18 protein-coding genes and 3 tRNA genes are annotated in these 21,932 nt (G+C 34.0%); 8 read left to right on the forward strand and 13 right to left on the reverse strand.

Annotated elements, in window-relative coordinates:
• Window positions 1-350: 350 nt before the first annotated feature.
• Entirely contained in the window at window positions 351-2,903 is a 2,553-nt protein-coding gene (locus GCQ56_RS00210; RefSeq protein WP_227005952.1) for a TonB-dependent receptor, read from the forward strand.
• Window positions 2,904-2,936: 33 nt separating this feature from the next.
• Window positions 2,937-4,286, forward strand: a complete 1,350-nt coding sequence (locus tag GCQ56_RS00215) for a hypothetical protein (protein ID WP_152732388.1) — start codon at window positions 2,937-2,939, stop codon at window positions 4,284-4,286.
• 465 nt (window positions 4,287-4,751) lie between these two features.
• Here GCQ56_RS00215 and GCQ56_RS00220 read toward each other — a convergent pair whose 3' ends face one another.
• From GCQ56_RS00220 to GCQ56_RS00245, 6 genes are all read right to left on the reverse strand, one after another.
• The gene (locus GCQ56_RS00220; RefSeq protein WP_152732389.1) at window positions 4,752-6,482 is read right to left on the reverse strand and encodes an endonuclease; all 1,731 of its coding nucleotides are present in this window, start codon (window positions 6,480-6,482) and stop codon (window positions 4,752-4,754) included.
• 227 nt (window positions 6,483-6,709) lie between these two features.
• A complete protein-coding gene (locus GCQ56_RS00225; protein WP_152732390.1) occupies window positions 6,710-8,149 on the reverse strand; it encodes an MFS transporter in 1,440 nt (479 codons plus the stop codon).
• A gap of 37 nt (window positions 8,150-8,186) precedes the next feature.
• On the reverse strand, window positions 8,187-8,930 hold the full coding sequence (locus GCQ56_RS00230; RefSeq protein WP_152732391.1) for a phosphatase PAP2 family protein: 744 nt from the start codon (window positions 8,928-8,930) through the stop codon (window positions 8,187-8,189).
• 208 nt (window positions 8,931-9,138) lie between these two features.
• Window positions 9,139-9,212 (reverse strand) — tRNA-Asn (locus GCQ56_RS00235).
• Window positions 9,213-9,261: 49 nt separating this feature from the next.
• Window positions 9,262-9,335 (reverse strand) — tRNA-Asn (locus GCQ56_RS00240).
• 49 nt (window positions 9,336-9,384) lie between these two features.
• Window positions 9,385-9,458 (reverse strand) — tRNA-Asn (locus GCQ56_RS00245).
• A 379-nt stretch (window positions 9,459-9,837) separates the two neighbouring features.
• On the opposite strand from GCQ56_RS00245, the gene kbl reads away from it, so the two are divergent.
• On the forward strand, window positions 9,838-11,028 hold the full coding sequence (gene kbl / locus GCQ56_RS00250; RefSeq protein WP_152732392.1) for a glycine C-acetyltransferase: 1,191 nt from the start codon (window positions 9,838-9,840) through the stop codon (window positions 11,026-11,028).
• A gap of 79 nt (window positions 11,029-11,107) precedes the next feature.
• Window positions 11,108-11,761, forward strand: a complete 654-nt coding sequence (locus tag GCQ56_RS00255; RefSeq protein WP_152732393.1) for an outer membrane beta-barrel protein — start codon at window positions 11,108-11,110, stop codon at window positions 11,759-11,761.
• Here GCQ56_RS00255 and GCQ56_RS00260 read toward each other — a convergent pair.
• The 4 genes from GCQ56_RS00260 to GCQ56_RS00275 form a co-directional block, all read right to left on the reverse strand.
• Window positions 11,758-12,372 carry a deoxynucleoside kinase gene (locus tag GCQ56_RS00260; protein WP_152732394.1) on the reverse strand — a complete coding sequence of 205 codons (615 nt, stop codon included), beginning with the start codon at window positions 12,370-12,372 and terminating at the stop codon, window positions 11,758-11,760. The genes GCQ56_RS00255 and GCQ56_RS00260 overlap by 4 nt on opposite strands.
• 44 nt (window positions 12,373-12,416) lie before the next feature.
• Window positions 12,417-13,034, reverse strand: a complete 618-nt coding sequence (locus tag GCQ56_RS00265) for a deoxynucleoside kinase (protein ID WP_152732395.1) — start codon at window positions 13,032-13,034, stop codon at window positions 12,417-12,419.
• 99 nt (window positions 13,035-13,133) lie between these two features.
• Window positions 13,134-13,904 carry a hypothetical protein gene (locus GCQ56_RS00270; RefSeq protein ID WP_152732396.1) on the reverse strand — a complete coding sequence of 257 codons (771 nt, stop codon included), beginning with the start codon at window positions 13,902-13,904 and terminating at the stop codon, window positions 13,134-13,136.
• A gap of 7 nt (window positions 13,905-13,911) precedes the next feature.
• Window positions 13,912-15,423 carry a GH3 auxin-responsive promoter family protein gene (locus tag GCQ56_RS00275; RefSeq protein WP_152732397.1) on the reverse strand — a complete coding sequence of 504 codons (1,512 nt, stop codon included), beginning with the start codon at window positions 15,421-15,423 and terminating at the stop codon, window positions 13,912-13,914.
• A gap of 131 nt (window positions 15,424-15,554) precedes the next feature.
• Between GCQ56_RS00275 and GCQ56_RS00280 the strand changes: the two genes are divergently transcribed.
• The 4 genes from GCQ56_RS00280 (at window position 15,555) to GCQ56_RS00295 (ending at window position 19,048) form a co-directional block, all read left to right on the forward strand.
• Window positions 15,555-16,097 carry a CvpA family protein gene (locus GCQ56_RS00280; RefSeq protein WP_152732398.1) on the forward strand — a complete coding sequence of 181 codons (543 nt, stop codon included), beginning with the start codon at window positions 15,555-15,557 and terminating at the stop codon, window positions 16,095-16,097.
• A complete protein-coding gene (locus GCQ56_RS00285) occupies window positions 16,097-17,125 on the forward strand; it encodes a DUF3667 domain-containing protein (RefSeq protein ID WP_152732399.1) in 1,029 nt (342 codons plus the stop codon). The genes GCQ56_RS00280 and GCQ56_RS00285 overlap by 1 nt, the downstream gene beginning before the upstream one ends.
• 96 nt (window positions 17,126-17,221) lie before the next feature.
• A complete protein-coding gene (gene tyrS / locus GCQ56_RS00290) occupies window positions 17,222-18,514 on the forward strand; it encodes a tyrosine--tRNA ligase (RefSeq protein WP_152732400.1) in 1,293 nt (430 codons plus the stop codon).
• A 72-nt stretch (window positions 18,515-18,586) separates the two neighbouring features.
• Entirely contained in the window at window positions 18,587-19,048 is a 462-nt protein-coding gene (locus tag GCQ56_RS00295; protein WP_152732401.1) for a DUF4625 domain-containing protein, read from the forward strand.
• A 47-nt stretch (window positions 19,049-19,095) separates the two neighbouring features.
• Here the strand turns inward: GCQ56_RS00295 and GCQ56_RS20715 are convergent, their stop codons facing one another.
• The 3 genes from GCQ56_RS20715 to GCQ56_RS00310 form a co-directional block, all read right to left on the reverse strand.
• Window positions 19,096-20,316 carry a GAF domain-containing SpoIIE family protein phosphatase gene (locus GCQ56_RS20715; protein WP_152732402.1) on the reverse strand — a complete coding sequence of 407 codons (1,221 nt, stop codon included), beginning with the start codon at window positions 20,314-20,316 and terminating at the stop codon, window positions 19,096-19,098.
• A gap of 127 nt (window positions 20,317-20,443) precedes the next feature.
• Window positions 20,444-21,013: an elongation factor P gene (gene efp / locus GCQ56_RS00305; protein WP_152732403.1), complete on the reverse strand. Its 570-nt coding sequence runs from the start codon at window positions 21,011-21,013 to the stop codon at window positions 20,444-20,446.
• A gap of 150 nt (window positions 21,014-21,163) precedes the next feature.
• A complete protein-coding gene (locus GCQ56_RS00310) occupies window positions 21,164-21,928 on the reverse strand; it encodes a DUF3108 domain-containing protein (RefSeq protein WP_152732404.1) in 765 nt (254 codons plus the stop codon).
• Window positions 21,929-21,932: the final 4 nt, after the last annotated feature.

Raw genomic sequence — 21,932 nt, forward strand, 5'->3', positions numbered from 1 at the left:
CATTTAGGAACAGTGTTGGAATGCTTTTATAACTAAATGTTTGGGAGGAGTTATATTATGGATATTGAATAAAAATTTGTTATCTTCCGAATCCTAATTTTTGAAAGTAAAAACTTTAAAAAAATCTTGATTTTTTAAATGAAAATCGAAAATTTTGTCCCGATTTTTTTGATGCGAATCATTTTTTCGATAAACCATTAAAAATTAAAGATGAATGGCAAATAATTCATTGTTGATTATTTGTTAATAAGTTTTAAACAAACCATTTTTGTAATCCTTTTCTTCAAGGGAAATGAAAGATGATTTTGCGGCAATAATGTTGCATTATTACTAACCTAACAATTCGTTTTATGAAAAATGCTATGAGAAGTATTTTGACAATGGCAGCGGTTATGATGTTGTCCATTGCAGCTATTGCTCAAACCACCGTAAAGGGTGTGGTGGTAGACGGAGATTCTGGTGAAAGTTTACCAGGAGCTTCGATTGTAGTACCGGGAACAACTTCAGGTACAGTATCAGGTTTTGATGGTTCATTTGCGTTGCAATTGCCTCAAGGAGCATCAAAAATTGTTGTAAGTTTTGTGGGATTTCTAGAAAAAGAGATCGCTTTATCAGGAGCTCAGGATTTAGGAAACATTAAGTTGGAATCTGACGCTGTTGGTTTGAAAGAAGTAAGTGTTTTGGCTTCGGTTGTAACTGATCGTCAAACTCCTGTTTCTGTATCAACTATTAGTGCTGAGCTTATTGAAAACAAATTAGGATCTCAAGAATATCCTGAGATTTTGAAATCTACTCCATCTATCTATACATCGAAAGAAGGTGGTGGATTTGGTGATGCTACGGTTTATGTTCGTGGTTTTGACTCTAATAACGTTGGTGTATTAATTAACGGTATTCCTGTTAATGATATGGAAAATGGGAAAGTTTATTGGTCAAACTGGGCTGGACTTTCTGATGTTTCTAGAACAATGCAGGTTCAAAGAGGTTTAGGTGCTTCTAAGTTAGGTTTATCATCAGTTGGTGGTACAATCAATATCTTAACTAAGTCAACTGACGCTAAAAAAGGTGGTGTTGTTAAAGCTGGTATTGGTAACGATGGATACCGTAAACAATTATTTGCTGTTTCTACAGGAATGATGGATAACGGTTGGGCTGTAACTTTATTGGGTTCTCATACTTATGGTAATGGTTACGTTAAAGGAACTGATTTTGATGCATGGTCATACTATGCAAATGTATCTAAAAAGATTAATGAGAAACACACAGTATCATTCATGATAACTGGAGCTCCACAGTGGCACAACCAAAGAGGAAATAAGCATACTATTGAGCAGTACCGTAACAACAAGGATGAATTTAAATACAATTCAGACTATGGTATTCGTGAAGGAAAAGTTTATGGTGGTGGATATGGTTACAATTACTATCACAAACCTCAAGCACAATTAAATCACTATTGGAATATGGATGAGGAAACATTGTTGACTACATCTGTATATGCATCTGTTGGATCAGGTGGTGGTCGTCGTGTTTCTGGTAACAAATCTTCATGGTTAGGTGTTGATAATAAGACTGGTTTAGATAAGGATGATATCATGAGAACTCCTGATGGTTTATTGGATTTTGATGCTGTTGCAGCTCAAAATGCTACATATACTACAGAAGGTTCACAGGCTATTATTGGTAATTCTGTAAACAATCACACTTGGGCAGGTTTACTTTCTACTTTAACTAAAAACATTAACCAATTTACTTTAACTGCAGGTCTTGATGCTCGTTACTATAAAGGTGAGCACTACAGAGAAGTTGAAGATTTATTGGGTGGTGCATTCTTTCTTGATGATTCTAATATCAATAGAGATGCTAATGCTAAATTGAAAAAGGATGATAAATACTCTTACCATAACGATGGTAAAGTTTTATATACAGGATTATTTGGTCAAGCTGAGTATGTAGCTGATAATTATTCAGGATTCTTATCGGTTGCTGCTTCAAGAAAATCTTATAAGAGAATTGATTATTTCCAGTATGCTCCAAAAGATCAGGAAACTGATTGGGAACACTTCTTCCCTTGGAATGTAAAAGGTGGTGTAAGTTATAAGATTAACTCTATTCACTCTGTATTTGCAAATGGTGGTTACGTTCAAAGAACTCCTTATTTCACTAACGTGTTTATTAACTACGGTAATACTGTAAACGACGATGTGAAATATGAAAAAATCGTTACTGCAGAATTAGGTTACAAGTACAGTTCTCCAAACTTTAACGCAACAGTTACTGTTTACAGAACAAACTGGAAAGATCGTGGTTTGGTAAAAACTTATGGTGATGAAATCGCTAATATTAGTGGTCTAAATCAATTGCATAAAGGTCTTGAGGTTGAAGCTGAATACAGACCATCTAAGAAACTATCTATAAAAGGAATGTTATCAATTGGTGACTGGACTTATACTGATGATGTAAATGCTAAGATTATCGATGAAGAAACTCGTGAGGTAACAAATGAGTTTAACGCATATCTTAAAGATGTACACGTTGGTAATTCAGCTCAAATGAGTGCTGCTCTTGCAATTAGTTACGAAGTTCTTCCAAAATTAAGAATTAGTGCGGATTACTTGTACTATGGAGATCACTATGCTGACTTTGATGCTACGAAGAGAAATGATGGTAATTTTATTGGTGATTCATGGGAAATGCCAGAAGTTGGTATCGTAGATTTAGGTTTTAACTACAGATTTAAGATTGCTGGTTTAAATGCATCTATCTACGGTAACATGCACAATCTATTAGATGCAGAGTATGTTTCAAAAGCTCAGGATGGTCTTAGCCATTCATCAAGTGATGCATTGGTATACTACGGTTTCGGTAGAAACTGGTCAACTGGTTTGAAAGTTAAATTCTAGTAGTATTATTATCAAAATTTAAATTTAAGACAGATGAAAAAATTATTATATATCGCATCATTTCTTGCATTGACTTTCACAGCTTGTGATCCAATGGAAGATACATATGATGAATTGGATGGTTTAAGAGAGCCTTATACTCAAGATATTGAATTGACTCTTGGAGCCGAAGATTACGCGGCTATTGGTGGTGATGCTGCTAAATATAAAAGCTTTAGCAAGTATGATTTAGCTGCTGATAATTTACCTGATTACTTCGCAGATAAATATGCTACATTAGAAACAGGTTCTTCAGTAATGGTGACTTACGCATATTACCGTGGAGGTCTTGATTATTTGTATGATTATCTTGATTATCTAGAGGAATTGGATGCGATTACAGCTTATACTTTATCTACTGCAGATTATGATTCTATGGGAACTGATTCTGGAGAGCCAGGAAAGTATAATAACTTTTCTGACGATGCTCCTGCTGCAGATTATTTACCAGATTTCTTATTGGGTAAATATCCTGATGCGGCTGATGGTGATGAGCTAGCAGTTACTTATAAGTATTATGACGGTAGTGTTTCTGAAATTACTGAATTTTGGGCATTTGATGGTTCTGTATGGGCTAAGACTAGCAAGTCAGCTCCTGAGGTTCCAGAAGATGTAACAATTTACGAATTGGAATCTGCTGATTATGATTCAATGGGCGCTCCTGGTAAATACAATAACTTCTCGGGATCTGATGCTCCAGAAAATTATTTGCCAACATTCTTAGGAATCAAATTTGCATATGCTGTAGAAGGTGAAAAAGTTGCAGTTTTATATAAGTATTATGCAGGTGGTGGAGTTACTGAAACAAGAGCTAAAGAATATACTCTTACAGATGGTGTTTGGGTTGAGTATCAATCAACAATATCTATGACAGAGCAATATATCTTAACTGCAGATGGTTGGGTATTTGATCCTACTATTGTATTTACAATGGTTTCTGACGATTATCAGATGATTGTTGACTATTCTGTTGCTAACAATGGTGTAACTTCTAAGTATCCTGATTCAGAGTATTACTATGGAGCAAGTGCTAAATATTCTAATTTTGATTTAAGATTGAAGAATAGAAATACAGAAGATTATCCAATGCCTGAATTTGATGGTTTAAGTGATGAAGATGCAATTGCATTAACCATGGAAAGAATGAAAGAAGGCGTTGCTGCTTTATTGACTGTGAAATATCCAAATGCAGTTACTCAAGTTAGTGGTATTGATGTATTCTATTTAGTAGATGTTAAAGCTTATAAAGAAGATTTAACTGATGGATATTATACATTGAAATTCCAGTGTACTAAGTCTGGTCCAAATCCAGAATTTACTTACATCGAAGGATTACCTGAATAATTAATTCAGAATATCATATTTGTAAGCCCGAATCCATTGGATTCGGGCTTTTATTTTGATATAAACCCCAATATAACGATACTTACAGTGGCAATTATTAGTCTTTTATCATGATTAAAACTACAGAGCTATGGAATCATTCTATGTAGTTTTATTAATTACATTCCTAGGTATAGTACACTGTAAATTTCATTTTTGTTGTCTTCTTAATCATGAAGGGTTTTATAGTATTCAAAATCAGTCTTGGATGTAAGTTGAATAGTTTTCATTATCGTGTATACTAATTTTTAGAGCAAGGTTATTCTTTTGAAGGAGTAGCACATTTGAATGGAGACAGTACGTTAGAATCGATTAAAAGATCAAATAGTACATGCGTTTTGTTTAAAGCAATAAGACAAGAAGTATAGATATTAAAAAAGGCTATTTCTTTAAAGAAATAGCCTTTGATTTATATTGTTGTAAATATTATCTTTTTAGTAGTTTTTTAGTCAGTCGTTTTCCGTCTGAAGAGATAAAAGTAACGAAATACATTCCTTTAGGTAGATTACCCAATGAAATTCTAGTGTCAGGAGATTTTACCTCCATGATATTTCGACCAGTTAGATTGGTAATATGAATAGAAATTACTTTATCCATATTGGTCAATTTTATTTCAGAAGTTGCAGGATTAGGGTAAAATGAAGGTTTTCCTTCAGCATACAAGTCATCAATTCCTGTTATAACCTCAGTTGTAAAAGTCCAGTCGGTATCAGAACTTATACCTTCAAAAGCAACTCCATTAGCACTTACAAAAGCATCATCGTCAATAAGAATATAATATTCTGTAGCACCTTCTAAATCTTCTGTTAACTCTATTGTAACCATTTCTCCATTAAATGTAGATGATGAGGCAGAAAGACTCATGACTTCATCGCCATTGTTGTATATAGTAATATTGCCATCACCAGCCTGAACATCTTTATCGAAAGTTAATTCTAGATCGGTATCAACGGAAATATTATTGCTGTTGTCTTCTGGAGAAAACTCTACCAATTCCGGTGCACTATAGGTTGCAGTAAACGACCAGGTATTCTTATCGGATATTCCATCAAATGTGTTGGATGAGGCATCAATAATCGCTCCATTATCAATTAATACGTAATATTTAACACCTTCTTCAAATTTAGCTTCTGCATTAATTAGAAGTTGTTTTCCTGAATAGGAAAGACGTACACTTGGTATGGTTAAGGTTTCAAAAACAGAATCGTCGTTGTATCTCTTGATAGTGACATTTCCAGTTCCTTCCTTAACATCTTCATTAAATTTGATAATCAAATTAGCAGTTAATGAAACACCAGTACTTTCATTAACAGGAGATAATTCCGTTACTTCAGGACTATCGGTATCAGGTGCCCATACTTCTTCAACCCATTCAGGATGATCAATAAACGGATTTCTGTTTCCTTGAATGGTGTACACTTTTTCGTTACGAGCCAATTCTGCTGCATCAACCGGATCTTGCGTATTCCATTCTTTAAGTGTTGCCAATTTACCAAAGTAAGGTTCTGTATAATTATCCTTACTGTAGCTCATGTCGTTGGTCATTTCAAGATCGGGCTCACCATTTTCTCCTTCATAACGAACAGCCATGTAGAGAATCATTCTGGCAATATCACCTTTAACAACATCGCGAGGTTCCCACGAATCGCTATCATAGTTACATTCTGTAGCTTCTGAATGTGGATTTCCACCATTGTCGTAAAATAGATTACTACGTGAAGTATTTACGCTTCTATCGCATGGTCGAAGATGATGAATGTCAGTTCCTGCACCTCTGTCGGTTCCAAAATCACCATGTGATTTAGCCCAGATATGTTCTCGATTCCATGAATCATTATCTCCTGAACCATCATCCTGATGTGATTTAGCTTCACTTCTTCCAGTGTAAATCAGTAATACATTATCAGTATTCGATGGATCTTCATCAGTAATTTTAAGTGCTTCCCAAACATTATATTGGTCGCCTGCTTCTTTACTTGTGTAAGGAAGTTCGGTATGTCCTTTAATAATGTTATGCAGAGCATTTTTCAATTCAACACCAGTTTTACCTGTTGCAGATTGATAGTATTCTTCTGTGCTTTGAGCATAAATAATACTGCTTATGCTTAAAAGAGCACAAAGAATTAGAAGAGATTTTGAGTGTAAAAATTTTATCATATAATATGCCTTAACGTGTTCTTACTATATTGGTTGGTAGCATAAAATGGTTGTGTGGTTGAGAATACTACGAAAAAGCCATAGGAATGTGACAAATCGAAGTATAATATTGAGCGCAAATTATGAATTATCCTTTAGATGTCCTTATTTTCAGTGAACAATTTGATGAAAAACCCAAAAAAAATCCCGCATTAGCGGGATTAAGAAATATTAATAAACTTTAATAGTTAATCTTTATTCTTTAAAAGTAGCTTGTCGTAAAAATAAAGTGCGATTACGGCAAAGAAACCGATAGCTAAAATTACATACCAAATATTCTCAGGTTGATGGGTAGTCCATAGATATTGAGTTAGTTCGTTTTGGTTCATGTTCATTAATTCACCTGCTTTATTAAAATAATCAGTCGTACTAAATTCTTTCGATATAGCAGGTATATCAAACCCTCTTGATTCTACTTCTCGAACCATCAAACTTACCTTATCAGACATGCTTCCGTATACATTTCCTGAAATGATACCTCCCAATGTACTGCCAACGAAAACAGGTAGAAAAGAACAGCCCATATAGAGTCCAACTTTATCTTTAGGTGCAATTCGACCAATGTATTCTGTAATTTTAGGAGAGCTTGCCATTTCACCAACAGAGAAGATGAAGATTGCTGCAATTACAAATAATACATTCTGTGTCAGCAGTGTTAAAGCCATACCAATGGTACAAACTAGAATTCCACCCATCATTGCTTTTAAAGGCTTTAATTTCATTACAAGCGCCGAAATTATTATTTGAAAAATAATAATGAACATTGCATCGAAGTTGACGATGAATTCAGCATCCATTTGTCCATTATGTCCATATGTTTTAGTAACAGCTGGCATAATTCCATTAAAAAAATTGTAAACAGAAGATGTATCAACCCATTGAGCTATGAACACAGGTAAGGTGAAGAACAGTTGATAATACATACTCCAAAAAGCTGCAACCAACAATAAGAAAATTACAAATTTAAAATCACTTAGAGCTGTTGCGATATTTTTAAAAACATTTCCAATGGCTTCACTTAAAGATTCATTTTTAACTTCTCTTTCTGGTTCCTTATAGAAAAGAATTAAAATGAAATTGATGAGAATTACACCAGCAGAGATGTAAAATACGGTTGTGTATCCACTGTCTTTATAGGCAAGTGTAACCAATGGACCTATAAAGGCACCAATATTTACCATCATGTAAAAGATTCCAAAACCAATAGATGAAGTCTCTTCATCAGTTGTTTTAGCAACAGTAGCAGATATGATTGGTTTAAAAAGAGCTGCACCTAAAGCAAGATACAAATACATTGCAAAAACACCTGCAAAGGTATTGAATAAAGGCAATGCAATAAATGCAGTGCTGTAAATTACAAACGAGATTGCCAAGACTTTTTTGTAACCGTACTTATCGGCAATTGCACCAGTAATAACAGGTAGAAAATATAAAATACCAGTTCCAACACCCATAATAATACCTTTTTGTGCTTGCGATAAACCCAGAGCGCCAATATCAGTCGATCCTGTTAGGTAATTGGCAAAAAGCATGAAAAATCCATACCATGCCCAGCGTTCGAACAGTTCTATAGTGTTGGCTACCCAAAAGGTTTTGGGAAATTTTTTAAAAACTTTAACAATACTCATTTTGTGTTTTTTTTGGTTGTATAGGTTGTTTGTTGTCTTAAAATTTAATTACAATTCCATTTCCATTGAAAATCACTCTTTGGTTTTTTCTTTTGTGAAAATAAAGACCTGCAAAGTAGCCAATTCCTCCTCCTAAAACAACATCGGAAAACCAATGGCGGTTTCGGTACATACGTGATAAACTAACTGATGCAGGAATTAAGTAAATCCATTTGCTATATTCTTCGGCAAAAGGAGTGAACACAGACCATGCCACAAATGCATGTCCAGAAGGAAAAGATTTGGTATTGTTATTGGTACCACCGAATGCATCAAAATGCATATTTCCTCGGTTTTGATCAGGGCGAGATCTTCCAGCAATCATTTTAATTCCTTCCGTTAAAATGGCTCCTGTTAGTAAAGCTTTTCCCGAGTTTATTGCTGTGTTCGAAAGTCTCTCATCTTTAATAACAGCACCGATAGCCCAGGTGGCAATGATTGAGGGAGCTATTATTTTTTTTTCTCCAAATTCATTAAAAAAATCGGTGTAATTTTTTAAACCAGAATTTTGATTTGCCTTTATTCTATCACTTGCCCATTCATCTATCAAAAAAGCACTACCCAGTAAACCTCCTAAAACAATCAGATTTTTTTTAGAAAAGACTTGTTTGCCTAATCCTGGGTTTAGAATGTCTCTTGAGTTTTCAAAGTAGGGTATTGAATCATTCTTTAATTGGCAATAAGCCTTAGTTTGAAAGGATAGTATTATAGCAAATACTAGTAAATAGTGGTAGTTCTTCACGAGATATATTTTAGAATCTCAACAAAAATAGAAGAAATTTTGAATAGGGAAGAGCAAAAATGAAAAAAGCATCCGCAAGGGATTACTTCTTTGAGCTCTTCTTTTATGACTTGAGCCTATCCCAACTTGTAAGGATTAATTAATGGTCAGAATTGGAAGAAAAAATAGATATAAAAAAAAGCCACCCGTAATGGATGGCTTCTAGTTGCTCCCCCTCTAGGACTTGAACCTAGGACCCCCTGATTAACAGTCAGGTGCTCTAACCAGCTGAGCTAAGGAGGAGTATAAACTCCTAATGATATTTTACAACCGTTTAGGTCGGTTTTTATTGCTCCCCCTCTAGGACTTGAACCTAGGACCCCCTGATTAACAGTCAGGTGCTCTAACCAGCTGAGCTAAGGAGGAGTATAAACTCCTAATGATGTTTTGTAACCGAATAGGTCGGTTTTTATTGCTCCCCCTCTAGGACTTGAACCTAGGACTCCCTGATTAACAGTCAGGTGCTCTAACCAGCTGAGCTAAGGAGGAGTATAAACTCCTTAATTTTCTTCTGTAGCTCACATTTGAACTACGTTCTTGATGAAAATTGCGATGCAAAACTAACAGGTTTTACTCAATAATCCAACAGCTATTTCAAAATATTTTCAAAAAAGATCATTTTTTTTTCATCGATAAGAATGAGTTATTCTCTAAAATAAGACCTATGTATCTGTTTATCAATATTGATGATGTCTTAAAGGGTGTTTAGTAATTTTAGAGGGATTTTTAACAATTAGCAGTAAGGATTACTGGTAAGATGAAAAAAAGGTATATAAAAAACAGTTTATCACTTCAGGACAAGACAAATTTTATTGTAATTTTGGATTGGAAATTTCAAATGAAATAAACATCTAAAACAACAATACACATGTACGGAAAATTCAAAGACTATCTTGCAGAAGAGATTCAAGGCATTAAAGATGCTGGTTTGTACAAAAACGAAAGAGTAATTACTACTCCTCAGGGAGCGGAAATTAAAGTTAATACTGGTGAAAGCGTATTGAATTTTTGCGCGAATAACTATTTAGGTTTATCGTCTCATTCGCGTGTTATGGAAGGTGCTAAAAAAGCATTGGATTCTCACGGATATGGAATGTCATCAGTTCGTTTTATTTGTGGTACAACTGATATCCACAAAGAACTGGAAGAGAAAATTGCAAAATTCTTCGGAATGGAAGATACCATTCTATATGCTGCTGCTTTCGATGCAAATGGTGGTGTTTTTGAACCATTATTCACAAAAGATGACGCAATCATCTCTGATGAGTTGAATCACGCTTCTATTATTGATGGAGTTCGTTTGTGTAAAGCTGCTCGCTACCGTTACAAGCACGCTGATATGGCTGATTTGGAAGAACAATTAAAAGTTTCTCAAGCTCAGCGTTTCCGTATCATCGTTACCGATGGTGTTTTCTCTATGGATGGTGACATTGCTCGTTTGAACGAGATTTGTGACTTGGCAGATAAGTACAATGCATTGGTAATGGTTGACGATAGCCACGCTTCTGGATTTATTGGAAAAACGGGTCGTGGAACTCACGAGTATCACAACTGTATGGATCGTGTTGATATCATTACTTCAACATTAGGAAAAGCATTGGGTGGAGCACTTGGTGGATTTACAACTGGTAAGGCAGAAGTAATTGATATGTTACGTCAGCGTTCTCGTCCATATTTGTTCTCAAATTCATTGTCTCCGGTAATTGTAGGTGCTTCTATTGCAGTATTCGATATGTTGACAGAGTCAACGGAATTGCGCGATAAGGTAATTTCTAATGCACAATATTTTAAAGAAGGATTATTGAAAGCTGGTTTTGATGTTAAGCCATCTGATTCTGCTATTAATGCTTTGATGCTTTACGATGCGGTATTGTCTCAGCAATTTGCTGCTAAATTATTAGATGAAGGAATTTATGTAATTGGATTCTATTATCCGGTTGTACCAAAAGGACAAGCTAGAATTCGTATTCAACTTTCTGCAGCTCACGAACAAGCTCATTTGGATAAGGCTTTAGCTGCTTTCATTAAGATTGGAAAAGAATTGAAAGTAATTGAGTAAGAGATATTTCTATAGATTTAATGAGGTGTCAGTTATTTTGTAACTTTTACCTCATTTTTTTACATCATATTCTATTGTCATGAGAAACTTTGTTCTAATTCTGTGTTTTTCTATTCTTTCGGTATCAGGATATTCACAATATTATAAAGATCAAACTTATTTTATTGGAGCATCTTTAGGCTATCAATATCCATTGGGAGATTTTGGTGATCAGGCGAAAGCTGGTCCTTCTTTTCGTTTAACTGCTCAAAAAATGTTGAACAAGAAATTAAGTGTTGGAGCAGAATTATCCTATAGTTTATTGGGACAGGATAAGTTTTGGGATGGAAGTCATTTGGGAAAATATAATGTCGATTACAATATTGGTTCGGCTCTGCTACGAGCTTCGTATTATTTCGACAGTTGGGATCGAGATTTCAGACCCTATGCATCATTGGCGTTTGGATACTACTATTATCGAAATAAGATCGATTTTACGGCTACTTCAGGTGGAACAAGCAATCAGGATAGAACGATAACAGAAAACAAGGTAGGATTGGCTCCTAACGTGGGATTTTTATATCATTTATCAGATAGCTGGAGCTTTGATATGAATTTGAGATTTACCTACATTCCTAATTTCCCAGATTCGGTTTCGGCAAAGGATGAGTACGGAGAGACCTATCAATATTTCTTAGGTTTTGATAAAATATCTCTCCCTGAATTGTCAGTAGGACTGTTCTATCGCTTTTAGAACAATCCGTGAATTTTTGCTTCTACTTTATCAACAATGCTGTTTAAATCTGCAGGATTGTCAAGGAAATCAATATTATCTGCATCAATAATCAGAAGGTTTCCGTGCGTGTATTCGCTAATCCATTTTTCATATCGGTCATTTAGATTTTTAAGATAATCCAAACGAATGGTTTCCTCATAATCGCGACCACGTTTTTGAATCTGACTTACTAAAGTTGGGACCGACGATTTTAAATAAATCAATAAATCTGGAGCTTGAACCATTGAGCCCATCAATTTGAACAAATTGCAATAGTTTTGAAAATCACGCTCCGACATTAAGCCCATATCGTAAAGATTGGGAGCAAAAATCATTGCATCTTCGTAGATTGTACGATCTTGTACAACATTTTTACCAGAGTTACGAATTTCCATAATCTGGTTAAACCTACTTTTTAGAAAATAGATTTGAAGATTGAACGACCATCTTTGCATGTCATCATAGAAATCGTTCAAGTAAGGATTTTCATCCACATCTTCGTAATGTGCATTCCATCCGTATTGTTTGGCTAATAGTTCTGTTAATGTTGTTTTTCCGGATCCAATATTACCGGCTACTGCAATATGCATAATTGAATATTATTTGGGCGACTCAAGGTCGATAAACACATTTGTTATTTAAATAAACCGTGAAGTTGAGCATCAATTTTTGTGATTACCTCACTCATGTCTTTAGGGTTTTTAAGGAAATCAATATTATCTACATCGATAATTAAGAGTTTTCCATTAGTGTATCCGTTAATCCAGGCTTCGTAACGCTCGTTTAAGCGCTTCAAATAGTCTAAACGTATGGTTTCTTCATAATCGCGACCACGAGCCTGAATATGTTCAACCAAAGTTGGTATTGAGGCACGCAAATAAATCAATAAATCTGGTGGTTGAATTAGAGAACTCATGATGTCGAAAAGAGAAAGATAATTGTCAAAATCTCTTTTAGGCATAAGACTCATTGACTCCAAATTTGGAGCAAATATATAAGCGTCTTCGTATATTGTTCTGTCCTGAATAATGTCTTTACCAGACTCACGTAAAGCCAAAACCTGATTAAATCGACTATTTAAGAAATGGATTTGAAGGGCAAACGACCAACGTTTCATATCTTCATAAAAATCGTTCAAATACGGATTGTCATCAACATCTTCGAAATGAGCTTCCCAGCCGTAATGTTTAGCCAATAATCCAGCCAGAGTGGTCTTTCCGGCACCTATGTTTCCTGCAACTGCAATGTGCATATTTATGTTTAATTTTATTGGAAAATGCAACTAAAATTAGTAATATTTTTCGGGATATCAATCCCTTAGGATAGATGCTTGAATACAGTTTCTTTTGAATCAGAAACTTAGCTTTTTTATTGATATTGAATTTTCATTAGAGAGGTAAATTCTGTCACTGAGAATTCTTAAACTTTTAGGAGTAACATTATTGAAACGATAAATTTCGGTATCCCTTCTTGAGTATTGTTCATAACGAAAAATACCGATTGAGTTCCAATAAAATATTTCATTTTTAATGAGATTAAAATCAGTAATGTTGGGCAATAGGATTTTACGATCATATTGCCCATTTTGATCTAATTTTAAAATTCCTTTTTCGGGGAAAAGAAGATACAAATCACCATTGTATTCATAAAAATCAGTTGCGGTATGGTTAGTAAAGAATGTACTTAATAGCATACTTTCGGTCAAAATTTCACCGGTATTCGAAATTTGAATGCACTGATTATCGATTTCGTTATAGGTCCAAAATCCACCACTTTGAGAGGAACAAACCAAATCTGTTTCGTTATCCGAGAAATCGTATAAATCTATTTCATTGCCAATTTTGACAAGATTTCTATCTAAAAAAAGGATGGTGTTGAAATCCTTGTAAAAAACCAGAATTCTTAAGGGATCTGATACATCAATTGAACTTATTGCTCCCAAAGATTGATCGGAATAATTGTATAATTTATTCCCATTTGAATCAAATTTGGTCAATTCAGCCTCTTGAACTGTATAAATATAATTCAGATGATCAACCTCGAAAAAATCATGTGGTGTATTTATTTCATTGATATCCGGGTTAGGAATCAATAGTTTGAACCAAATAAGTAGAGCGATCATATTCTGATTAGAAATTTTCCTTTAAAAGTTCCTCTAAGATATCACGATTATTCGATAATCGGGGAACTTTATTTTGTCCGCCTAATTTGCCTTTAGATTTTAGCCAATTGTAGAATAAACCTTGTTTGGCAATAGTGACAATTGGTTTTTCTAAGGTGATATTTTTGTAACGTTTGGCTTCGTAATCAGAATTTAAGCTCATTAAGGCATTATCGAGAACAAAGTTGAACTCCTCTATGTTATTGGGTGCCTTTTCAAATTCAATTAGCCATTGGTGAGTTCCTTTTTGATCCTTACCCATAAAAACTGGAGCAGCAGTGTACTCTTTGATGACTGAATTTGTTTTTTCATAGGCAATTTTCATTGCTTTTTCAGCATTGTCGATAATTATCTCTTCTCCAAAAGCATTCATGTACAGCTTTGTTCGTCCCGATATTTTAAATTTAAATGGCTCTTTTGAGGTAAAATGTATTGTATCTCCAATTTGATATCTCCAAAGTCCGCCATTTGTTGTAATCAACATGGCGTAATTTTCAAAAAGTTCTACTTCTTCAAGGCTTAGTGCTTTAGGATGTTCATCATTGATTTTATCTAAAGGAATAAATTCGTAATAAATACCATAGTCGAGCATCAATAACATAGCATCATCATGTGGATTATCCTGAATGCCAAAGAATCCTTCAGAAGCATTGTAGGTTTCCAGATAATTCATATTTGAAGAGGGTAGTATTTCTTTAAACTGCTCTCTGTAAGGCGTAAAACTTACACCACCATGGACAAATAATTCAAGATTAGGCCAAATTTCGTGAATGTGATTCTTTCCAGAAACTTTTAAAATGTGTTTTAACAAAACCAAAAACCACGATGGCACGCCGGAAAGACTGGTTACATTCTCGTTGAGAGTAGCTTCCGTCATCTTTTTTAGTTTTTCTTCCCACTCATCTAAAAGAACTATCGATGTATCAGGCGTTCTTATAAAATCAGCCCAAAAAGGTAGGTTTTGAATGATGATTGCGGAAAGATCGCCGTAGTAGGAATCATTCTGAATATTGTTGATTTGATGGCTGCCACCTAAAGTTAAACCTTTACCATACAAGATACCTGTATCAGGAAATTGTGAGGTGTAAATTGCAAGAATATCTTTTCCTCCTCTAAAATGACAATCTTCTAAGGCCTCTTTACTAACAGGTATAAATTTACTTTTAGAATTTGTTGTGCCTGATGATTTTGCAAACCACTTTATTTCTGAGGGCCAAAATATATTTTGTTCTCCCTTTCTTAATCTATCAATGTAGTTTTCAATATCTTCATAAGAATGCACTGGAAGACGATTTTTAAAATCACTTAAAGTTTGGATCGATTTAAAATCATATTTTCTTCCCCATTCCGTACTAGACGCCTGATCAAGCAATTGAGTTAAAGTTTCCCTCTGAACCTCAATAGGATGATCTTTAAAGAAATCGATTTGCGATAGTCTTTTGGTATTAAACCAGCCGACAAGAGAATTAATAAAAGCCATGTTTGTAGTTTTAACTGTTCTAAATATAATTAAATTTTAAAAGGCAAATGCTTTCAAATCTGTATAAATTACTGCTATTATGTTGGTTTTTGTTATATTTGATGATCATTACATATTTTAGCTAACCCACAATGAATATACTCGACATTTTAATAGGATTACCACTTCTTTGGGCAATTTATAAAGGATTTACTAAAGGATTAATAATTGAAGTAGCTACCTTATTGGCTTTAATTCTTGGAATTTATGGAGCAATACATTTCTCCGATTTTACAGCAGATTTTATACAAAATAAATTCGATTATCATTCCCAGTACATGGGTGCAATAGCATTTGTGGTAACATTCTTATTAATTGTTATCATTTTAAATGTGTTAGGAAAAATGTTGAATACATTGGTTGAGGCTGTTGCTTTAGGTATGATTAATCGAATACTTGGTGTAGTTTTTGGCTTGCTTAAAGGAATTATTATTTTGAGTATAGTGGTGTATTTTGTTAATTACCTGGATAAAAAGATCAACTTTATTTCGGAGGAGAAAAAGGAAAATAGTATTCTATATCAGCCTATGGTAATGATTTCGGAAACATTGTTTGACATTTTCGATTCTGATTTTGCAGGAGCAACAGATAAGATAAAAGAAGAAGTTAAAAAGCAAGTTCCTATTGAAGTGTAATGAAGCAAACCATAAAGAAGTACCTAAACAAACTACCCAAAAGAAGAGTCAGACATTTTGAAGGATTTTGTCCCAATTGTGAATTTCCGGTTAACGGGCAATTTTGTTCAAATTGTGGTCAATCAACAAAAAGTTTTCATCGACCTTTCTGGACGGTTGTAACTGAATCTTTAGGTGATGCCTTATCATTAGATAACAGATTAATACATACTCTGTTTCCTTTATTTTTTAACCCAGGATATCTTACCCGTGAATTTATGCGAGGCAGGAGAGCCAGATATACTCCTCCTTTTCGTCTTTATTTATTTCTAACATTTTTTGCCTTTCTATTGCTTGCCTATAATCATAAGCCAGAAAGTGATATGACCAAGAATCTGTCTTTAGAGAATCAAGATGGAAACAAGTTGGATATGGTTTCTTTTCTTGAAGAAATGGTTGGTAAGAATGAGGCTGAATTAGATAGTTTGGTATCTGATACTGTGGTACAGAATCAGTTGAAAAATGGAATTATTTCTTTTAATTCAGAAAAAAGTATTGATTTATTTCAAGATTCAATTGAAAATAAAGAGGCTGAAGATAATGGGAGAGAGTTAATTGAGGATAGTAAAATTAGAGAGTTAATCGAAATGTGGAAATTAAATCCATCTTTGATGATGGATAGTGCTTTTAAGAAACTGTCTCAAACCTTATTGTTGATATTACCATTGTTTGCATTGTCTTTGGCTTTAATGTATCTAAGAAGAAGGCGTTACATGCTTGAGCATTTGTTGATTTCTCTAAATTTCCATTCTTTTATTTTCGTATTGGTTATTGTAAGTGAATTAATATTGTTGATGAATGTATCCTATCTAAACTCTTTCGCTTTATACTTGTATTTTTTGATACCAATTCAATTGTTTTTAACCATGAAATTTTATTACAAACAGTCGTGGATAAAGACTTTTTTTAAGTTTATAATCGTTTCCTTTATTTATAACATTTTGCTTTTAACGGGTGTGATAATTAGTTTGGTTGCGATGATTGCTTAAGAACCAAATTTATAGACTTGAGGAAAGAACAAATTTCTTATCTTTGTCAGTCAAAAATTAGATAAGTATATCCTAATCAGGAAAAAAATAGAACAAATGAATTTTATAGAAGAACTCCAATGGCGTGGCATGATCCACGATATGATGCCGGGAATAGAAGAACAACTTGCAAAAGAATTGACATCGGCTTATGTGGGAATTGATCCAACAGCGGATTCTTTGCATATTGGTCACCTTGTTGGTGTTATGATGTTGAAACATTTCCAGGTTGCAGGTCACAAGCCAATTGTATTGGTAGGTGGTGCTACAGGTATGATTGGAGATCCATCAGGAAAATCACAAGAGAGAAATTTATTGGATGAAAAAACACTTCGTCACAATCAGGAATGTTTGCGTGCTCAGCTAACAAAATTTATGGATTTTGATTCTGATGCTGATAATGCTGCCGAAATGGTAAACAATTACGATTGGATGAAAAATTTCTCATTCCTTGATTTTATTCGTGATATTGGAAAACACATTCCAGTAAATTACATGATGAGTAAGGATTCTGTAAAGAAAAGATTGAGTGCGGATTCGAAAGCAGGAATGTCTTTTACCGAATTTACTTATCAATTGGTTCAGGGAACTGACTTTTTAGAATTGTACCGTTCTAAAAACTGTAAATTGCAAATGGGAGGTTCCGATCAGTGGGGAAATATCACGACTGGAACTGAATTGATTAGAAGAAAAGAAGGTGGTACAGCATGGGCAATTACCTGCCCGTTGATTACCAAAGCTGATGGAGGTAAGTTTGGTAAAACTGAATCAGGAAACATTTGGTTGGATCCAAAGCGTACTTCTCCATATAAATTTTACCAGTTTTGGTTGAATACGTCAGATTCTGATGCTGAAAAGTATATTAAGATATTTACACTGATTCCTGGTGAAGAAATAGCGGCCTTGGTTGAAGAGCACAAGGAAGCACCTCATATGAGAAAACTTCAGCAGCGTTTGGCTAAAGAGGTAACTATCATGATTCACTCCGAAGAGGATTACAATACTGCTGTTGAAGCTTCTCAAATTTTGTTTGGTAAAGCTACTGCTGATACTTTGAAAAAACTTGATGAAGATACTTTCTTATCAGTTTTTGAAGGAGTTCCACAGTTTCAGGTTGCAAAATCAGAATTTGAAGCAGGAGTGGATATTGTTGAACTTCTAGCTGTTAAAGCGGAAGTATTTCCATCAAAAGGAGAATTGAGAAGATTGTTTAAGGGTAATGCAATAAGTATCAATAAGGAAAAGGTACAAAATGCTGAAATGGAAATTACCACAGAACAGCTAATAGCAGATAAATATCTTCTTGTTCAAAAAGGGAAAAAGAATTATTTTCTGATAGTAGCTTGTTAATTTGCTGTTTATCTCTTAATTTTAGAAGATATTGTCAAGTATAAAACCAAATCATAACCAAAAAGAAAAACTATGAAAATTTTAAAGTACGCCTTGATTGTATTATTCTCTGCCGGAATGATGAGCTGTGGCGGCGGCGGTGGCGACGATGAGCCAGATGTTGATACAACAAAGCCAACAGTAACAATTGCTAATCCAACGGCTAATACCGTTATTAATGCAGGAGATAATTTACCTGTGAATTTTACAGCATCTGATAATATTGCCTTAAGTTCATATACTGTTATTATTGCTTATACTGGAGCTAAATCTACTAAGCAAGTTGAGGAATTTTCTTTTGATAGTAGAACCGGTACGGATGCTGATGGGAATGCACTACCAACAATTTCTGGAGCATCTAAGTCGATTAGTTTTAATGTAGCTACTTTGAGTGATAATAAAGTTGCTCTTGATGGAATGTATAAAATTACAATTAGTATTACCGATTCTTCGGATAATGTAAGTACTAAGGAAGTAACATTTGAGATTCAATAATTAAGAATCATATAAATCAAAAAGGATCGGTTTACCGATCCTTTTTTTTATGCTTTAAATTCTATGCCAAATAGTGAAATGTCATCAACTACAGCTTTATTTTTCTTTCCTAAATCGATATGCTTTCGCAATTCTAAGAATGTATTTTGAAGTGTTTTATCTGTAGAAAATAGATTTTTAATGAATTGAACGGCAACTTCCATTTTTTCACCTTGTTCTAGTTCGACCAATCCATCGGTGTAGCATAACAGTTTTGAATGATCGTTAATTACGGTTTCGCCAATGGTTATTAATGGGATTTCATCGAGCATTCCCAAGCCAATACAACCTTTTTTTAGTAAAGTTGTTTCTTTTGTTTTGTAGTTATACAAAATAGGAGGATGATGACTAGCATTTACATACCTGAGCTTGCGAGTTGTAAAATTGTATACACCTATAAAGAAAGTTAGAAATTTCTCATCGCTAGAGTTGTCGCATACTTTTTCATTCAACTTTGTCATTAGTTCATCCAGTGGGATTTCCGGGTTAAAAAGAGCACGTAATGTTGCCTGAAAGTTCGACATGATTAATGCTGCAGGAATACCTTTTCCCGAAACATCTCCAATACAGAAACCTAATTCCTGATCGTTGAAATTGATGAAATCGTAATAATCTCCGCCAATTTCAAAATGAGGTTGATAAAATCCCTGGGTACTTACATATTCGTTTTGAGGCAGTGAATTTTGATTTGGAATAAGTAAATTTTGAATTTTAGAAGCCAGTTCCATTTCCTTTTTTAGAGCCTCCTGAGCAAGCAATTGCTTATACATGCGTTTGTTCTCCATCGCAACAATTATAATGTTGGAGATGGTTTGAATAAAGTTGAGATGCTTAATTGCAGGACTCATTCCTTCCATCTCTTCATCTAAATCTCCAATAAGGATATAGGCTAAAACCGAATTTTTGTGATATACCGGAATTAGGAAATCAAAACTTCGTAAATGATTAGGAAAATCATTAGATATGTAGGTAATTTCGGAATGACAGCTTAAATCTCTCTCTATTTTTATTTGATTGATAAGATCGTTTGAAATTCCGGAAATTAATAGTTTTTCCCATTTTGAATTGAATTTGAAAACTACAATTTTCCCAATCTTTAACTCTTCAAATAATATTTTTTCGTATTGTGTAAGAAGTTCTTCAACGGATAAATTCTCATTTATGGCTTGAGTGATTTTTAAAATGAGATTTAGTTTGAATTTACTATTAACGGCTTGTTGCTTAATCACTGTAGTGGGATTTAGGGATTCAGGTTTTAGCTAATTTAGTAAATATCGATTCATCAGGCAATTGCTTAGGTAGGAATAAAAAAAGGATTCCACTAAGAATCCTTTTTTTATGATGAGTTTACCAATATTAAGCTTTTACACGCTCAACATAGCTGTGATCACGAGTATCAACTTTAATAATATCGCCAGTATTAATGAATAATGGAACCATAATGGTTGCACCTGTCTCAATAGTAGCTTGTTTTAATGAGTTCGTTGATGAAGTATCACCGCGTAAACCTGGCTCAGTATATGTAATTTCCATAGTTACGTGAGCAGGAAGTTCAACGTATAATGGAGTTTCAGTATCTGCATGAAAAACAGCTTCAACATTATCACCTTCTTTTAACAAATCAGGAGCGTTGAATAGACTTTCTTCTAGAGCAACTTGCTCATAAGTTTCAGTATGCATTAGGTTATAACCCATGTCATCTTTATATAGAAACTGATGAGGACGTCTTTCAATTCTTGCAACATCAACCTTTACACCTGAGTTGAAAGTATTGTCAATTATCTTTCCAGTTCTTACATTCTTCAATTTTGTTCTAACAAAAGCAGGACCTTTACCTGGTTTTACATGTTGGAATTGAATAATTGTATATAAATCTTCTTTAAAATGAATACACAATCCATTTTTAAAATCTGCAGTACTTGCCATGATATAATGAATTAATTTTTATAATCGATTTCAATATTCTTACCTAAGAGCTAATAGATCTTAAGTTTTGCAAAAGTAATTGAAACAATTAAGATTCTAAAATATAATCCGTTTTTGTTTGAAAAAGACAGTACTAGGAGAAAAAAGGTTCTATTTATTGATTAAAGTATTGAGTGAGAAATCAGAAAAATTTGTCAAATCGCAGCGTAATGATCCTAAAAAAAGATCGAACTGAACACGTACTGGAATCTTATTGGCATCAGCAGAAACCCATATTTTCATATCATCTTCATCCTTAAAAGCACGCCCGGTTTCAACAATTGGGATAAACTTGTAACACTTAATATCACCAATTTTACTTTTAATTGTTTCGTAACCCATAAAGCGAAATTGCAAAAGGAATTCTTCATCTGCAAAATAGGTTTGAATCTTAATTACCTGACCTTCTACCAAATCTTTATTGAAATAATAGGCACGAGCATAGTAAAAAGCAGAAAGAATATCGTGTATTCCTTCAGGAACGGGTTTTGTTCCCGTCCGTTGACTGGTTATTTCATTTTTTTCTCTATCGAAAGTAACCTCATTGTATCTCTTATAACTGCCTTCTCGGATATCTCGAATAGCTTTATAGGGCAATAGAGTTTCTTTTTTAAAATAGCTCTGATAGCTATCTTTTACTTTGTAAAGAGAATTAAAAAATCCAACAGTTTTTCCAGTTAATGTTGCATGAAAGACTTCCTGATTATTGTGTGTCTCAGTTTTTAGTTTAAGACTGGCTTTTCCACCTCTAATTATTCCATAATGAATAACATATTTAAGATGCTCTCCTTTATTTGATGATTTTATTGGTAATTCAGCAAAAGAGGAATTACTTAAAAAAAGTACTGAAATAATAATGAGGAAAAATCTTATCATACAT

The organism is Marinifilum sp. N1E240 (assembly GCF_009295825.1).
GTDB classification, from domain to species: domain Bacteria; phylum Bacteroidota; class Bacteroidia; order Bacteroidales; family Marinifilaceae; genus Marinifilum_A; species Marinifilum_A sediminis.

Bases quoted from the DNA above. Each gene is read 5' to 3' on its own strand.
- GCQ56_RS00220 (WP_152732389.1), bottom strand. From the start codon at position 6,482: ATGATAAAATTTTTACACTCAAAATCTCTTCTAATTCTTTGTGCTCTT.
- GCQ56_RS00265 (WP_152732395.1), bottom strand. From the start codon at position 13,034: ATGCACATTGCAGTTGCAGGAAACATAGGTGCCGGAAAGACCACTCTG.
- GCQ56_RS00285 (WP_152732399.1), top strand. From the start codon at position 16,097: ATGAAGCAAACCATAAAGAAGTACCTAAACAAACTACCCAAAAGAAGA.
- GCQ56_RS00215 (WP_152732388.1), top strand. From the start codon at position 2,937: ATGAAAAAATTATTATATATCGCATCATTTCTTGCATTGACTTTCACA.
- GCQ56_RS00270 (WP_152732396.1), bottom strand. From the start codon at position 13,904: ATGATCGCTCTACTTATTTGGTTCAAACTATTGATTCCTAACCCGGAT.
- GCQ56_RS00210 (WP_227005952.1), top strand. From the start codon at position 351: ATGAAAAATGCTATGAGAAGTATTTTGACAATGGCAGCGGTTATGATG.
- GCQ56_RS00255 (WP_152732393.1), top strand. From the start codon at position 11,108: ATGAGAAACTTTGTTCTAATTCTGTGTTTTTCTATTCTTTCGGTATCA.
- GCQ56_RS00310 (WP_152732404.1), bottom strand. From the start codon at position 21,928: ATGATAAGATTTTTCCTCATTATTATTTCAGTACTTTTTTTAAGTAAT.
- GCQ56_RS00280 (WP_152732398.1), top strand. From the start codon at position 15,555: ATGAATATACTCGACATTTTAATAGGATTACCACTTCTTTGGGCAATT.
- GCQ56_RS00225 (WP_152732390.1), bottom strand. From the start codon at position 8,149: ATGAGTATTGTTAAAGTTTTTAAAAAATTTCCCAAAACCTTTTGGGTA.
- GCQ56_RS00260 (WP_152732394.1), bottom strand. From the start codon at position 12,372: ATGCATATTGCAGTAGCCGGTAATATTGGATCCGGAAAAACAACATTA.
- tyrS (WP_152732400.1), top strand. From the start codon at position 17,222: ATGAATTTTATAGAAGAACTCCAATGGCGTGGCATGATCCACGATATG.
- GCQ56_RS00275 (WP_152732397.1), bottom strand. From the start codon at position 15,423: ATGGCTTTTATTAATTCTCTTGTCGGCTGGTTTAATACCAAAAGACTA.
- GCQ56_RS00295 (WP_152732401.1), top strand. From the start codon at position 18,587: ATGAAAATTTTAAAGTACGCCTTGATTGTATTATTCTCTGCCGGAATG.
- efp (WP_152732403.1), bottom strand. From the start codon at position 21,013: ATGGCAAGTACTGCAGATTTTAAAAATGGATTGTGTATTCATTTTAAA.
- kbl (WP_152732392.1), top strand. From the start codon at position 9,838: ATGTACGGAAAATTCAAAGACTATCTTGCAGAAGAGATTCAAGGCATT.